The organism is Pseudomonas sp. ENNP23 (assembly GCF_001728945.1).
Lineage (GTDB): Bacteria > Pseudomonadota > Gammaproteobacteria > Pseudomonadales > Pseudomonadaceae > Metapseudomonas > Metapseudomonas otitidis.
In genome coordinates this window covers 1-15,199 of the sequence record NZ_LYSP01000072.1, presented here as the reverse complement: position 1 = coordinate 15,199, position 15,199 = coordinate 1, and the positions used below count along the sequence as shown (strand labels likewise).

General features: G+C 61.9%; 12 protein-coding genes. 6 read left to right on the top strand and 6 right to left on the bottom strand.

The window, feature by feature from the left end:
- Both A9G05_RS25450 and A9G05_RS25445 read right to left on the bottom strand, forming a co-directional pair.
- Positions 1-777: Ig-like domain-containing protein (locus A9G05_RS25450; protein ID WP_256548488.1), on the bottom strand; the 777-nt coding region annotated here is incomplete at its 3' end.
- Positions 778-988: 211 nt separating this feature from the next.
- Positions 989-1,657, bottom strand: coding sequence for a response regulator transcription factor (locus A9G05_RS25445; RefSeq protein ID WP_069563590.1), 669 nt, complete (start codon positions 1,655-1,657; stop codon positions 989-991).
- Positions 1,658-2,085: 428 nt separating this feature from the next.
- Here A9G05_RS25445 and A9G05_RS25440 point away from each other — a divergent pair, with 428 nt between their 5' ends.
- Genes A9G05_RS25440 through A9G05_RS26910 form a run of 4 tightly spaced genes read left to right on the top strand, consistent with a single transcriptional unit; the run spans position 2,086 to position 7,466 of the window.
- Positions 2,086-4,377, top strand: a complete 2,292-nt coding sequence (locus A9G05_RS25440; RefSeq protein ID WP_083265792.1) for a type I secretion system permease/ATPase — start codon at positions 2,086-2,088, stop codon at positions 4,375-4,377.
- Positions 4,374-5,618 (top strand): HlyD family type I secretion periplasmic adaptor subunit, encoded by a 1,245-nt coding sequence (locus A9G05_RS25435; RefSeq protein WP_240920508.1) that lies wholly within the window; start codon positions 4,374-4,376, stop codon positions 5,616-5,618. The genes A9G05_RS25440 and A9G05_RS25435 overlap by 4 nt, the downstream gene beginning before the upstream one ends.
- Complete coding sequence (locus A9G05_RS25430; protein WP_139131257.1) at positions 5,608-6,978, top strand: TolC family protein; 1,371 nt, start codon at positions 5,608-5,610, stop codon at positions 6,976-6,978. The genes A9G05_RS25435 and A9G05_RS25430 overlap by 11 nt, the downstream gene beginning before the upstream one ends.
- Positions 6,979-7,028: 50 nt before the next feature.
- Positions 7,029-7,466 carry an Hpt domain-containing protein gene (locus A9G05_RS26910; protein ID WP_165669125.1) on the top strand — a complete coding sequence of 146 codons (438 nt, stop codon included), beginning with the start codon at positions 7,029-7,031 and terminating at the stop codon, positions 7,464-7,466.
- A gap of 77 nt (positions 7,467-7,543) precedes the next feature.
- Here the strand turns inward: A9G05_RS26910 and A9G05_RS25420 are convergent, their stop codons facing one another.
- The 4 genes from A9G05_RS25420 to A9G05_RS25405 form a co-directional block, all read right to left on the bottom strand.
- Positions 7,544-8,995: an NAD(P)(+) transhydrogenase (Re/Si-specific) subunit beta gene (locus tag A9G05_RS25420; RefSeq protein WP_069563586.1), complete on the bottom strand. Its 1,452-nt coding sequence runs from the start codon at positions 8,993-8,995 to the stop codon at positions 7,544-7,546.
- A gap of 2 nt (positions 8,996-8,997) precedes the next feature.
- Positions 8,998-9,312, bottom strand: coding sequence for an NAD(P) transhydrogenase subunit alpha (locus A9G05_RS25415; RefSeq protein WP_044405771.1), 315 nt, complete (start codon positions 9,310-9,312; stop codon positions 8,998-9,000).
- Between the two features lie 12 nt (positions 9,313-9,324).
- Positions 9,325-10,446: a Re/Si-specific NAD(P)(+) transhydrogenase subunit alpha gene (locus A9G05_RS25410; protein WP_069563585.1), complete on the bottom strand. Its 1,122-nt coding sequence runs from the start codon at positions 10,444-10,446 to the stop codon at positions 9,325-9,327.
- A 768-nt stretch (positions 10,447-11,214) separates the two neighbouring features.
- A complete protein-coding gene (locus A9G05_RS25405) occupies positions 11,215-12,123 on the bottom strand; it encodes a LysR family transcriptional regulator (protein WP_069563584.1) in 909 nt (302 codons plus the stop codon).
- A gap of 179 nt (positions 12,124-12,302) precedes the next feature.
- Here A9G05_RS25405 and A9G05_RS25400 point away from each other — a divergent pair, with 179 nt between their 5' ends.
- Together A9G05_RS25400 and A9G05_RS25395 are read left to right on the top strand one after the other, a co-directional pair.
- Complete coding sequence (locus tag A9G05_RS25400; RefSeq protein WP_069563583.1) at positions 12,303-13,484, top strand: acyl-CoA dehydrogenase; 1,182 nt, start codon at positions 12,303-12,305, stop codon at positions 13,482-13,484.
- A gap of 74 nt (positions 13,485-13,558) precedes the next feature.
- Positions 13,559-14,782, top strand: a complete 1,224-nt coding sequence (locus A9G05_RS25395; protein ID WP_069563582.1) for a CaiB/BaiF CoA-transferase family protein — start codon at positions 13,559-13,561, stop codon at positions 14,780-14,782.
- Positions 14,783-15,199: the final 417 nt, after the last annotated feature.

Below are 15,199 nucleotides of genomic sequence, written 5' to 3'. Positions count from 1 at the left end.
AGGGCCTTCTGCCAGCGGCTGGTCAGGTGTCCAGGTCCAGTTGCCGTTGCCATCGACCACGGTGTTGCCGACCTCGTTGCCATCGACGATGACCCCGATGGTGTCACCGGGCTTGCCGGTTCCGCTGAGGGTAGGGGTGTCGTCATCGGTGACGTCGCCGTTATGGAGCGGCCCGGTGATACTGCCGACGTTGTCGATGATGCTTTCCAGCTTGGGTTTTGGCAGCTCTGTCTGACCAGGCAAGGTAGGTTGCACCTCGTCGCTGCCGCCACCGCCACCGCCACCGCCCAGGCCGGCTGCGGCTGCTCCGCCTAGACCTAAGGCACCGAGCCCCCAGGCGGCTGGCCAGAAGATGCCTCCGGCTGCCTCCAGTTCGTCAAGGCCGCTGATGGTTTCGATGCCGAGAGCGTGGGGAGAGGAAACGTCATTGATTAGGAACGCGGCTTCATGCTCGCTTTCACCGTCCGAGGCGACGAATGGGTGATAGATGCCGTCTTCCGCCATGCCGATCAGTTGCCCCGGGGCGCTGTAGAAGCCCTCGATAACGAGATCGGGCTGGTCGATGGGCGCACCCTCCAGGCAGACCAGCAGATCATCACCGTGTCGTGTCAGGGTAATGTTTTCAGGAGCTATTCCCTGGTCACCTTCTGCCAGGATGTATTTGCCCCCAGCGACGGCCTTTACCCGGATGGCTTTGCCGCTGGTGACACGTAGCTCCTCGGTTTGACTGATCTTGACGCCATCTATGACGGCCACTCGGACGGTATTGCTGCTCACGGGATGTCCTCGCATGCACGGGTTCCTGTTGCACTGGCAATCACGGCGTGTTTGCCAGGCGAGGTCTCCGGAACCAGGGGAAAACTCGCGTAAGGCGCGAATTCTTCATTCCTGCTCTCGGAGCCGATACGAGAATTGTCCCAAAAAGGCGCCCGCAGGCCGGGAGGAGCTGTCTACCAGCTTTGTAAAGGTGAGGGGTGGGGATTGCGTGTCAGAGGTTGCCCAGTTCGTCCTGGTATTTGAACAGTTCCGCGTCCGTGCGGATGCCGAGCTTGCGAAAGGCGGATTGTTTCTGTCCGCTTACTGTTTTCCGGCTGCGATTGAACTTGGTCGCAATCTGCGAAACGCTCATGCCAGCCAGGCAGCAGCGGATGACTTCATGCTCACGCTGGGTCAGGGGGATGCTCGGTGAGGTTTCATCGCTTCCTTCGTCATAAGCCTCGGGAAGGCTCTTGATCTGGTAGGCCATTTCCTGGGTGAGATAGATGCGCCCATTGGCAACTTGCCGAATAGCCACGAGCAGTTCGTCGATCTCCTGGCTTTTGCCCACGAATCCCATAGCGCCTGCTTTGAGTGCCACTTGGACAATAGCTGGGCGCTCAATGGAGGACGATACCAAGATGTGCATCTCCGGATAGCGGGCGCGTAAGATCCTTATCAGTGCCTGGCCGTCTACTTCGCCTTCACTCAGGGAGTAGTCCATCAGTAGAACGTCGGTCTTTGTGCTCCGCAAGGCATCCAGCAGGCTGCGGCTTGAGGCATACAGTCCCGCCAGCTCGAAGTCCGACTCGGCCGATAAGCAGAGCTGCAAGGCTCTGCGGATCAGTGAGTGGTCATCCAGTACGGCTATGCGTATGGGGGGCTGTTTGGACCATCTCATCATTCACATCCATCTGGGCTATCAGTGCGCTGACTGCAAGGCTTTCATTGGATTGACCTGACTACCATGGCGTCGCTCAGTGAGCCGCACTGCGTAAAAGCCACGTATTCAACGTGCTTCGCCGAAACAGGGTCAAGAACTGTAGTTTTTCATTTGGCTACGAGGGGTGAGTGCGACCTGTTGGCTCTAATGTGGCCTTCGGCTCCTTGGAGCGCTGCCTAAAGGCAATAGCGGCTGGGAAACGCTAGGCGCGGCTCCGTTATAGCTCGTTTGGTCGGAATGGACAGAAGAGGGTGGCAATTTAAGACAATTCTCATTGGGCGCTTGTGATGGCGATCTCAGAATACTCGCACTCCCTCCTGCCTCGCTCTCCAATGACGTTCCCGACATGGCTGCGCGTGGCCGAAAAACTGCCGGATGCGCGCCCAATGACCCCAGATAACGTCGTACCGCTTAGCGAAGAGCTTCCCTCCGATGCTTCTAGTGACCCCGGATGCAGTGCCGATACATTGCTGGACTGCCTCGTTTGGCTTTGTGAGCGACATGGCGTGGGGAGAAGTCGCGAGGCCTTGGTGGGTGACTTGCCGCGTGCTGGTTTGTTGAGTCCATCGCTCGCTCTGCGAGCACTGGAGCAGTGCGGATTTACAGCGGGTCTGGTGAAGCGGGGCCTGGAGACCTTGCCCATGCAGGTTGTTCCTCTGGTTTTGCTGCGACGAGGAAGTGGTGGTGCAATCCTGCTGGGTACGCGCAAGGTGCGCTCGCAGGACGGTCGTGACCAGCAGTTGTATCAGGTGTGGTTACCGGAGCTTGCGGCTGAACCTGTCGAAATGGGCCGTGAGGAGTTCGAAGCGCTGTATAGCGGCTGCCTCATTCTTGCCAAGCCGCGTGCCTGCGTGGATGAGCGGGCAGGAGAGGTGCTGCCGGAGTCGAAGGGGCACTGGCTGTTCAGCGCGCTGTGGCGCTATCGGCGCTACTACCGGAGCGCGGTCATTGCCACGGTGATGGTGAACGTCCTTTCACTGGCCAGCATCTTTTTCACCATGAACGTCTACGACCGGGTTGTGCCAAATCAGGCGTTCGTAACGCTCTGGTCTCTGGGTATCGGGGTCGCCCTTGCCATGTTGTTCGAGGCGATCACTCGGTATGTCAGGGCTTACCTGCTCGATACGGCCGGAAAGAAGGCGGACTTGATACTGGGAGCGATGCTCTTCCGTCAGGCGTTATCGATCCGAATGGAGTACAAGCCTGCCTCTTCTGGCAGCTTTGCCAACCAATTGCGTGAGTTCGAGTCGGTGCGCGACTTTACGGCGTCGGCGACGCTGGCTGCGCTGGCCGACCTGCCGTTCGTGTTGCTTTTCGTTGGCGTGATTTTCGTCATCGGAGGGGGGCTTGGCTGGATTCCGCTGTTGATGATCCCGCTCATCCTGCTCATATGCACAGCAATCCAGTGGCCGCTGGCTCGTGCCATGCGTGAAAATCTGCAGGAGTCCTCCCTCAAGCAGGGCGTATTAGTGGAATCCATCGAGGGTCTGGAAACCCTCAAGGCAACCGGCGGATCGGGGTTCATGCAGCACCGCTGGCAACACTTCAGTGCCCTTCAGGCGGCGACAAGCATGAAGTCTCGCCAACTGACCAACCTGGCAACCGGTTCGGTGATGCTGCTTCAGCAATTACAGACGGTTGTGCTGATCATTGTGGGCGTTTACCTCATCGACGCCGGTCAACTGACCATGGGGGCTCTGATTGCCACGGTGATGCTCGGGGGGCGCGTGACAGCTCCGCTCGGCCAGGTCGTGGCGTTGGCTGTACGTCTGCAGCAGGCAAAGGCGGCGCTCTCCAGCTTGGACAAGTTGATGGCCCTGCCGGTCGAACGGGATGCGAAACAGAGCTACTTGCCCAAGCCCTTGCTGCGTGGGCAGATCAGTCTCCGTGCCCTGGGTTTTGCATACCCTGCACCGCCTCTTCAGCCCAACCCTCCGGTACTGGTCGACATCAATCTGGACGTCCAGCCAGGCGAGCGCGTAGCGATCATCGGCCGGGTCGGAAGCGGCAAGTCCACCCTGTTGCGGGTAATGGCGCGATTGTATGCGCCTGTCACCGGCCAGGTATTCAGCGAAGGCCTGGACCTGAACCAAGTCGACCCGGCCGACTGGCGCCATGCGACAGGTTATGTAGGGCAAGACGCCCGGCTGTTCTACGGAACGTTGCGCGAGAACCTGATGATCGGCCGCCCGGATGCAAGTTCCGAAGAACTGCTCGAGGTCATGCGCCTTACCGGGCTTGATCAGGTGGCTGCCCGCCATCCGCGTGGTCTTAACCTCCTGATCGGTGAAATGGGTGAAGGGCTTTCAGGTGGGCAGCGACAACTGGTTGCCCTGGCGCGCAGCCTTTTGGCTCGTCCTCGTCTTCTGCTGATGGATGAGCCGACAAGTGCAATGGACGTGCAGACCGAAACGCAGTTCCTGGCACATATGCGAAGAGCTCTTCAAGGCCAGACCCTTGTCGTGGTCACACACCGTCCGGCGGTGCTGGCCCTGGTGAATCGCGTCGTTGTGGTCGAGGAGGGCCGCATTGTGGCCGACGGCCCCAAATCGGCGGTCCTGGCTGCGCTGAACAGCGACGGCGCTGCGAAGCAACCGCCCGTAGCACGGAGCAAAAGCACCATCAACATGGGGGACTTGTCATCACTTAGTCCAGCCGCGCAGGGAGCTGCATCGTGAGCCGGTTCGCCATAGGCGTGCGATGGTCGCGTGGGCGGCTGACTGCCGAAGAGACCCGGTTCATGAACGATGTTCAGGAGTCATTGCTTGCCCAGCGCTCGCCTGGCTCCCTGCTGGTCATCTATCTGATTCTGGCGGTGCTCTTTGTCGGGGCAGTCTGGGCGCACTTTGCGCGGGTCGAAGAGATCACTCAGGGCGAGGCCCGGATCATTTCCAAGAGCCGTGAGCAGGTCATTCAGAGTTTGGAGGGCGGCATCCTCGCAGAAATGGCCGTGCGAGAGGGCGATGTAGTCGAGGCGGGGCAGGTTCTGTTGAAGATCGACCCAACACGTGCGCAAGCCAGCTATCGAGAGGCACTGAGCAAGGTGGTGGGCTTGAAGGGTAGCATTGCCCGGCTGCGGGCTGAGGCTTATGGCGTGCCTTTGCAGTTCGATGAACAGGTTCGCCAGGCGCCTGAGGTCGTCGAGCAGGAAACCCTCGCCTACCAGTCGCGACGCCGTGCGCTGCTGGACAGCGTCGCCTCTCTCGAGCGCAGCCATGATCTGTCCATGCAGGAGATCCGGCTGGCGGAGCCCTTGGCCGCTCGAGGCTTGCTTTCTGATGTAGAACTCCTGCGGATGCGGCGCCAGGCCAACGACATCAAGGCTCAGATCATCGAGCGCACCAATCGCTATCAGGCCGATGCGAATGCTGAACTAACCCGACTCGAACTGGAGCTCTCGCAAACCAACGAGAACCTTGTGGGGCGCGCTGATGTCGTGGAGCGCACTACGCTGACTGCCCCTGTGCGCGGCACCATCAAGAACGTCAGGGTCAACACGTTGGGAGGGGTCATCCAGCCTGGGGAACACATCCTTGAGATCGTGCCTCTGGAGGAGCAGTTGTTGGTAGAAGGGCGTATTCGCCCCTCCGATGTCGCCTTCCTGCGGCCGGGCCTGCCGGCCACCGTCAAGATCACGGCTTATGACTACGCCATTTATGGTGGCTTGAGTGGCCGGGTCGAGCACATCAGCCCCGATACGCTGAAGGACGACCAGAAGGCCGCGGCTGGCCGTCAGGACGATACCTATTACCGTGTGCTTGTCCTCACCGACAGCAGTGTATTGGAGGCAGGGGGAAAGCTGCTGCCCATCATCCCGGGAATGGTGGCGTCGGTTGAGATTCGGACGGGGGAGAAGACCATTCTCGACTACCTGCTCAAGCCCGTGCTCAAGGCGAGGGAGGCTTTCCGTGAGCGCTGAGTCAGGTTTCCGTGTGTTCGGGCTCTGTGTTTTGCTTGGCTGCAGTTCGTCCCCAGCCTGGGCGCTAGAAAACCCTGATCCTGAGAAGAGGAGTGTTTCTGCTGTTGAATACTGGCGCGAGCGGGGCATGGAGGATGCTCGGCATGTCAATGAAGCTGTGCTACGGGAGCGCTTGGCCCATGCGGTGCAGGTGGCGCTCCAGCGTAGCGCGCGCATCAAGGCCGCCCGCGCTGATACTGAAGTCGCAGAGGCGGAGCTGGACGAGGCCAAGGGGCGGCGCTGGCCACAGCTGGAGGTGAGCGGGGCGAGTCGTGCAGCATCCTTCGGTGGCTCGGCGCGGAGCAATGACAAAGGATTTGCAGCTGTTCAACTGAATACCAGCATCTACGACTGGGGGCAGATTTCGAACACCATTTCCAGTCGTGAGGCATTGCTGCAGGCAAACGCGCACAAGCTTGACGGCGAGCAGGAGAACATCGCGTTCGAAGTGGTCGGGCTGCTGGTCGAGCGTGCCAAGCAGCAGCACATCGGAGTGCTCAGTCGTGCCTATGCCGATCGTATGGGTGAGTTGGCGGAGATGCTGGCGAAAATCGTCCGGGTGGACCCGGGGCGCAACAGCGAGCTAACCCAGGCGAAAGGGCGACTCCTGCAAGCCCAGGCCGCGCTCGACAATGCATTGGCCAGGGAGAAGGACGCCGATATTGCCTTGCAGCGTCTTCTGGGCGACACCGTTATCAGCCTTCCGCCCCCCTCAGCCTGGAGCCTGGGCTTTGCAAACGCTCGGGATCTGGTTGCGAGCCTGGAGCGTCATCCCTCGATTCAACAGTCACGTGCGGAGTCGCTTTCGGCTGAGGACTATGCCCGTGCTGTTCGTGCAGCAGGAAGGCCTCAGGTGAATTGGGTGGTAGGCAAGGATACCGGTGAGAACCTGCAGGGCGACTCCAATCCTTGGAAAACCAGTATCCAAGTCACCTGGAATGCATTTTCGGGTGGTTCGTCCCGCGCGGCGGAGCGCGCGGCGCTCAGTCGGGCAGAAGCCGGGCGACAGCGTACAGACGATATCCTTGACGACCTGCGTCAGCGTATCCGGGCTGCTGACCATGACGCCCGAACCATGGCTGAGCGGGCAGACCTTTATCAAAAGCTGACGTTGGAGTCCGACCGGATTCGTTCCGACTTCTTCGACCAGTGGTATCACCTGGGGCGGCGCACGTTGCTCGACGTGCTGACCGCAGAGACCGATCACTATGGCAATCGTGTGAGTGAAGTGAACAACCGTTTCGATAGCTATCTAGCCATTTTCAGGCAATACGCCGCAGCTGGTGAGCTGGTGGCCTTTCTACGTAGTGGTCCCTCATGAGTCCGCCGGGCAGTCCTGCCCGGCTACATCTGATCCTTGGGAGGATCTGCATGATTGAATGTTTAGAGCAAGAAATAATGAACCAACCTCGGGTATTTCCCCTGCGCGGGAAAAGAGGAGGAAACGGTAATGCGCCACCCCGTACGTTGCTTCGTATGGCGAGTGGTGACCCGCAGGCACTAATTGGTCTGCTGGATGAAGTTGTACGCAGCAACCGCAGTGACCGCGATGGTCTGATTCGCTGCTATGGACTCTGTGATCGGCAAGCAGTTGCGCGTTTTGCGCACCGATTGAAGGGTGGTGCTCGGGTCGTCGGCGACCTCGGTCTTGCCAACGCCTGCCAGGCTTTGGAGCGTGTTGCCTTGGGGGCAGGGCGCATGGACACCACCTACGAGTTGGTGATTCTGGGGCTCGAGCGCTTGGAGCGCATTTTGTTGGCCGCTCATGAGCGTCTCGCCGAATCATCGCCGGTATCCATTCCCGCTTAAGTTCTTGACTTGATGGCGCCATAACAACCCCGGCACGAAGGCCGGGGCTGGGAAAGGTGGAGCGCAGGCGTGTGATCTCAGTCCACGGCCTTGACCATGTCTTCCAGGACTTTCTTGGCGTCGCCGAAGACCATCATGGTCTTGTCCAGGTAGAACAGTTCGTTGTCCAGACCGGCGTAGCCGCTGGCCATGGAGCGCTTGTTGACGATCACGGTCTTGGCCTTGTAGGCCTCGAGTATCGGCATGCCGGCGATCGGCGACTTCGGATCGTTCTTCGCGGCCGGGTTGACCACGTCGTTGGCGCCCAGGACCAGCACCACGTCGGCCTGGCCGAACTCAGAGTTGATGTCTTCCATCTCGAACACCTGCTCGTAGGGCACTTCGGCCTCGGCCAGCAGGACGTTCATGTGGCCGGGCATGCGGCCGGCAACCGGGTGGATGGCGAATTTCACGGTCACGCCACGGTGGCTCAGCTTCTCCGACAGTTCCATCAGCGCGTGCTGGGCACGGGCCACGGCCAGGCCGTAGCCGGGGACGATGATGACGGTGTCGGCGTTGGTCAGCAGGAAGGCCGCGTCGTCGGAGGAGCCCGACTTCACCGGGCGCTGCTCCTGGCTGCCGCCCGAGCTGCCGGCGTCCGCGTCGGCACCGAAGCCGCCGAGGATGACGTTGAAGAACGAGCGGTTCATCGCCTTGCACATGATGTAGGAGAGGATCGCGCCCGAGGAGCCCACCAGCGAACCGGCGATGATCAGCATCGAGTTGTTCAGCGAGAAGCCGATACCGGCGGCCGCCCAGCCCGAGTAGCTGTTGAGCATCGACACCACCACCGGCATGTCGGCGCCGCCGATCGGGATGATGATCAGCACGCCGATGACGAAGGCCAGGGCCACCAGCACGGCGAAGGCGCGGATGTCACCGGTGAAGGTGAAGTACAGGCCCAGTGCGAGGATGGCCAGGCCCACCAGCAGGTTGACCATGTGCTGGCCCTTGAACACCACCGGGGCGCCCTGGAACAGGCGGAACTTGTACTTGCCGGAGAGCTTGCCGAAGGCGATCACCGAACCGGAGAAGGTGATGGCACCGATGGCTGCGCCGAGGAACAGTTCCAGGCGGTTGCCCTTGGGAATGGCGTCGCCCAGGGTGGCGACGATGCCCAGGGACTGGGGTTCGACCACGGCGGCGATGGCGATGAACACGGCGGCCAGGCCGATCATGCTGTGCATGAAGGCGACCAGCTCCGGCATCTTGGTCATTTCGACGCGCTTGGCCATGATCGAGCCGGCGGTGCCGCCGACCAGCAGGCCGACGATGACGTAGCCGATGCCTTGGGTGGCCCCCCCGTCTTTCAAAGCCAGCGCGCCGAGCTTGTAGATCAGGCCGACGGTGGTGAACACCGCGATGGCCATGCCGATCATGCCGAACAGGTTGCCGCGACGGGACGTGGTCGGGTGCGACAGGCCCTTCAGCGCCTGGATGAAGCACACCGAGGCGACGAGGTAGAGAACAGTGATCAGGTTCATGCTCATGGTCAGTGTTTCTCCGCAGCCGCTTTCGGCGCTTTCTTCTTGAACATTTCCAGCATGCGGCGGGTGACCAGGAAGCCACCGAAGACGTTCACCGCAGCCAGGGCTACCGCCAGGGTGCCCATGGCCTTGCCCAGGGGGGTGACGGTGAGGGCGGCGGCCAGCATGGCGCCGACGATCACGATCGCGGAGATGGCGTTGGTCACGGCCATCAGCGGGGTGTGCAGGGCGGGGGTCACGTTCCACACCACGTGATAGCCGACGTAGATGGCCAGCACGAAGATGATCAGGTTGTAGATGCCGTCAGAAATCAGGTCCATGTCCGCTGCCCCTTAGCCGTTGGTGCGGACGACTTGCCCGTCGCGGCACATCAGGCACGCGGCGACGATGTCGTCTTCGAGGTTGAGGTGAAACTGGCCGTCCTTGTCGATGACCAGCTTGAGGAAATCCAGCAGGTTGCGGGCGTACAGCGCGGAGGCATCGGCCGGCACCAGGGCCGCGAGGTTGCCGTGGCCGACGATGGTGATGCCGTGCTTGACCACCACCTGGTCCAGCTCGGTGAGCGGGCAGTTGCCACCCTGGCTGGCGGCCAGGTCGATGACCACGGAGCCCGGCTTCATCTCGGCGACGGTGGTCTCGTGGAGCAGGGTCGGGGCCTTGCGGCCGGGGATCAGTGCGGTGGTGATGACGATATCGGACTGCTTGGCGCGTTCGTGAACGGCCTTGGCCTGGCGCTCCATCCAGGAGGCGGGCATGGGACGGGCATAGCCGCCGACGCCCTGGGCGCATTCGCGCTCTTCATCGGTCTCGAAGGGGACGTCGACGAACTTGGCGCCGAGGGACTCGATCTGCTCCTTCACCGCCGGGCGCACGTCGGAGGCCTCGATCACCGCACCCAGGCGCTTGGCCGTGGCGATGGCCTGCAGGCCGGCGACACCGGCGCCGAGGATCAGCACGCGGGCGGCCTTCACGGTGCCGGCGGCGGTCATCAGCATGGGCATGAAGCGCGGGTAGTGGTTGGCCGCCAGCATCACCGCCTTGTAGCCGGCGATGTTGGCCTGGGACGACAGCACGTCCAGGCTCTGGGCGCGGGAGGTACGCGGGGCGGCCTCCAGGGCGAAGGCGGTCAGGCCACGGGCGTTGTGCCGGGCGATGGTTTCGTTGCTGAAGGGGTTGAGCATCCCCACCAGGACGGCACCGGCCTTCATCAGGGCGGCTTCGTCGTCGCTGGGGGCCACGACCTTGAGCACCAGGTCGGCACCGAAGGCGGCAGCGGCATCACCCAGGGTGGCGCCGACGGCTTCGAAGGCGGCGTCGGGAATGCTGGCGTTGATGCCGGCCCCGCGCTGCACGGTGACCTGATGGCCTTGGCCGATCAGCTTCTTGATGGTCTCTGGCGTTGCGGCAACCCGCGTTTCGCCGGCCTGGGTTTCGAGAGGAACACCGATGTGCACGTAAAAACCTCCTGCGTGATCGTTTTACTTATGAGTCCAGTGCACTGCGATGGCGCTCTGGCGGGCGGATCAGCACGACGCCGCCGGGTGCGCATGGCGCGACCAGGACGGGCGCGGCATTTTGCAGGTGAACCGAATGGCCATCAAGGAGTTCTGGAGCAAAACGCAACAAGAACTACAAGTCACCTACTGACCGTTTTCCCAGTGATAAGGTTCGATCTGCCTCCAGCCATTGTCTAATGGGCCTTTCGGCGTTCTTTTGTCTTCCGTGAGGCGCCGGGGCTCGTGGAAAAGCGCCGGGCACGCCGGAACCTCGGGAAGGCTGCGCAATCCTGCCGTGTCCAGCGTGGGGACTGTTAGTCAGCGTTTTTTATAGTTGCCATAAGGTCCCGGAAATCCGGGCTTCTGTAGTTTTCATGAATAGTTGACTACAGGGTCAGGTCGCTCTGCTGCGGGGCTTTGAGGCGGGTGTGCAGGGTGGGTGTGGCGGATTGTCGCGATGGTGCCTCAGATCAGCAGGCCAAGGGTCTTGGCGCGCATCTCGGCCTGGGTGCGCTGCTTCACGCCGGGCTTGCTGTTGATCTTCTTGGTGTGGGTCTTGACGGTGTTGACCGAGATGAGCGCCCGCCCGTCGATCTCTTCGTCCAGTGCGGTAGGGGCCCAGGCCTGCCTGAACGGGCGACTGGCGGCATCACCCGTGTGGGTGATGCGCTGGGATGGGGCGCGGGGAGATGACCCCTTCTGGTGTGTCGGGCAGGGTGTTTCGCTTCAGGATTCGCCTGCTTCCTGGCGATAACGGGCGGCGGCTTCCAGCAGCCAGTCGCGGAAGGCGCCGAGCACGGCGGACTCGACCCTGCGTTCGGGGATGAACAGGTAATAGGCCTTATCGCTGCGGCAGCTGTGGGTGAGGGCGGTGACCAGGTGGCCCTCCTCCAGTTCGCGCTGGATGAGGAAGGGGGGGATGAGGGCGACGCCCATTTCGTGCATGGCGGCCTGGGCGAGCATGGAGAAGAGTTCGTAGCGTGGACCGCTGAGGTCGCGGGCGACGTTCAGGCCGAGGGAGTTGAACCACTGGCGCCAGGCGTAGGGGCGGGTGGTCTGCTGCAACAGTGGCAGGCGGGCGATGTCCTCGGCGCTGAGGCTGGTCCGCCCGCCCAGCAGACTAGGGCTGCAGACCGGTACGGAGTGCTCGTGCATGAGGAAGTGGGACTGGGTACCGGACCAGTCGGCGGTGCCGAAGTGCAGGGCGGCGTCGAAGTCGGTGTCGGCGAACAGGAAGGGGCGGGTGCGGTTGGTGAGGTTGACGGTGACTTCGGGGTGCAGGCGTTGAAAGTCTTTCAGCCGGGGCAGCAGCCATTGGGTGCCGAAGGTGGGGACCACGGCAAGCTCGATGGCCATGGCGCCCTGCTGGCCCATGACGGCGAGGGTGTCACGTTCGACGGCGTCGAGCTGGCTGGCGATGCGCCGGGAGTAGGCGAGGCCGGCTTCGGTGAGCTTCACGCCACGTCGGGAGCGGCGGAACAGTTCGATGCCGAGGAAGTCCTCCAGGCCGCCGATCTGGCGGCAGATGGCGCTCTGGGTGAGGGCCAGTTCCTCGGCCGCTTTGGTGAAGCTCTGGTGGCGGGCGGCGGATTCGAATGCGATCAGTGCGTTGGTGCTGGGAATCTTGCGGCGCATTTTGTACGGCTACCTCACAAGTGGCGGGCCTTTGGCGGGCCTATGAAGCGTTCGGAGTGAGAAATTAGCACAAGAGGGTGCGAAAACCTCGTTTGCCGGGCCTGGGGGCGCTGTCTAGGATTGTTCCCCACAACGCGCGGACACTCCGCCTGACTCCATCCCCTATCGAGGATTTGCCCATGGCTGCCAAAGCTTCCTTCAACTGGATCGACCCGTTGCTGCTGGACCAGCAACTGACCGAAGAGGAGCGCATGGTGCGCGAGAGCGCCCAGCAGTTCGCCGAGGACAAGCTGGCGCCGCGTGTGCTGGAGGCCTTCCGCCATGAGCAGACCGATCCGGCGATCTTCCGCGAGATGGGCGAAGTGGGCCTGCTGGGCGCGACCATTCCGGTGGAGTACGGCGGCAGCGGTCTGAACTACGTGTGCTATGGGCTGATCGCCCGCGAGGTGGAGCGCATCGACTCGGGCTACCGCTCGATGATGAGTGTGCAGTCGTCCCTGGTGATGGTGCCGATCAATGAGTTCGGCAGCGAAGCACAGAAACAGAAGTACCTGCCGAAGCTGGCCAGTGGTGAGTGGATCGGCTGCTTCGGCTTGACCGAGCCGAACCATGGTTCCGATCCGGGCTCGATGGTGACCCGTGCGAAGAAGGTGGACGGTGGCTATCGCCTGAGCGGCAGCAAGATGTGGATCACCAACAGCCCGATCGCCGATGTGTTCGTGGTCTGGGCGAAGGACGATGCCGGTGACATCCGCGGCTTCGTGCTGGAGAAGGGCTGGGAAGGTCTGAGCGCGCCGGCGATCCACGGCAAGGTGGGCCTGCGTGCATCCATCACCGGGGAGATCGTGATGGACAACGTGTTCGTGCCGGAAGAGAACGCCTTCCCAGAGGTGCGTGGTCTGAAAGGTCCGTTCACCTGCCTGAACTCGGCTCGCTACGGCATCTCCTGGGGGGCACTGGGTGCCGCCGAGTTCTGCTGGCACACCGCGCGCCAGTACGTGCTGGACCGCCATCAGTTCGGTCGTCCGCTGGCGGCCAACCAGCTGATCCAGAAGAAGCTGGCCGACATGCAGACCGAGATCACTCTGGCCCTGCAGGGTTGCCTGCGCCTCGGCCGGATGAAGGACGAGGGCACGGCGGCGGTGGAAATCACTTCGATCATGAAACGCAACAGTTGCGGCAAGGCGCTGGACGTCGCGCGCATGGCCCGCGACATGCTGGGCGGCAACGGCATCTCCGACGAGTTCGGCATCGCCCGTCACCTGGTGAACCTGGAGGTGGTGAACACCTACGAGGGCACCCATGACGTCCACGCGCTGATCCTCGGTCGTGCGCAGACCGGTATCCAGGCGTTCTTCTGATCCGGTCCCTGTCCGGGCCCTTCTATATATAGAGGGGCCCGGCTCTGCTTCTTTCTTCTTCCGCAGGTGATCCCATGGCTGGTGCCCTCTCCCATATCCGCGTGCTCGACCTGTCCCGTGTGTTGGCGGGACCTTGGTCGGGGCAGATCCTTGCTGACCTCGGTGCCGACGTGATCAAGGTGGAGCGGCCGGGGAGTGGCGACGATACCCGCGCGTGGGGGCCGCCCTATCTGAAGGACGCCGATGGCCGGGATACCAGCGAGGCGGCGTACTTCCTGTCGGCCAACCGCAACAAGCAGTCGGTGACCATCGACTTCACCCAGACGGAGGGGCAGGAGCTGGTACGTCGCCTGGCGGCGGAGTCGGACATCCTCATCGAGAACTTCAAGGTCGGTGGGCTGGCAGCCTATGGGCTGGACTATGAGTCGCTCAAGGCGATCAACCCGCGCCTCATCTATTGCTCAATCACCGGGTTCGGTCAGTTCGGCCCCTACGCCAAGCGAGCGGGTTACGACTTCATGATCCAGGGGCTGGGCGGGCTGATGAGCCTGACCGGTCGTTCGGACCAGGAAGAGGGCGCCGGGCCGGTCAAGGTCGGTGTGGCGCTGACGGACATTCTTACCGGGCTCTATTCCAGCGTGGCCATCCTGGCTGCGCTGACAGCTCGGGAGACCACCGGTCGGGGGCAGCACATCGACATGGCGCTGCTGGACGTGCAGGTGGCCTGCCTGGCGAACCAGGCGATGAACTACCTGACCACAGGCGTTCCTCCCCGGCGCCTGGGCAATGCGCATCCGAACATCGTGCCGTACCAGGACTTCCCCACGGCGGATGGTGATTTCATCCTCACGGTTGGCAACGACGGGCAGTTCCGTAAGTTCTGTGAGGTGGCCGGGCATCCGGAATGGGCTGACGATCCACGCTTTGCCAGCAACAAGGCACGGGTGGCGAACCGGGCGGAACTGATCCCGCTGATCCGCCAGGCCACTGTATTCAAGACCACGACCGAGTGGGTGGCGGCACTGGAGGCGGTCGGCGTGCCCTGCGGACCGATCAACGACCTGGCGGCGGTGTTCGAGGATCCCCAGGTGCTCGCCCGGGGGCTGAAAGTCGAACTGCCCCATGCACTGGCCGGTGCGGTGGCCCAGGTGGCCAGCCCGCTACGCCTCTCCGATACGCCGGTGGAGTACCGGATGGCACCGCCGCGCCTGGGCGAGCACACGGCATCCGTACTGGAGCGTGTGCTGGGACTGTCGGCGGAGGCTATCGAGCGTCTACGGCAGGAAGGGGTGGTGTAGCCACATCTATAAAGAGGCCTGGAAGCCGGGCGTAAATTTTTTTCCGAAAAGGGGGTTTACACCCATCTTCACTCATGTAGAATGCGCGCCTCGCTGAAGCGGAATGCTCCGCCAAGCGAGCTAAGTTGTTGAGTAGAAAGAAAAATTTCGAAAAACAGCTTGACGGAAGAAAGAGGTGCTGTAGAATGCGCGCCTCGCTTCGGAAGAGAAATCAAACGAAGCACAAGTTGTTGAGTAGAAAGAAAAAATTCTTCGAAAAACAGCTTGACAGAAAGAAAGGCTGCTGTAGAATGCGCGGCCTCGGTTGAGACGAAAGACTTGATCGAAACGCTCTTTAAAAATTTGAATCAAGCAATTCGTGTGGGTGCTTGTGATGTAAGACTGGTAGTCGACTGATTATCAGCAACACAAGTAACG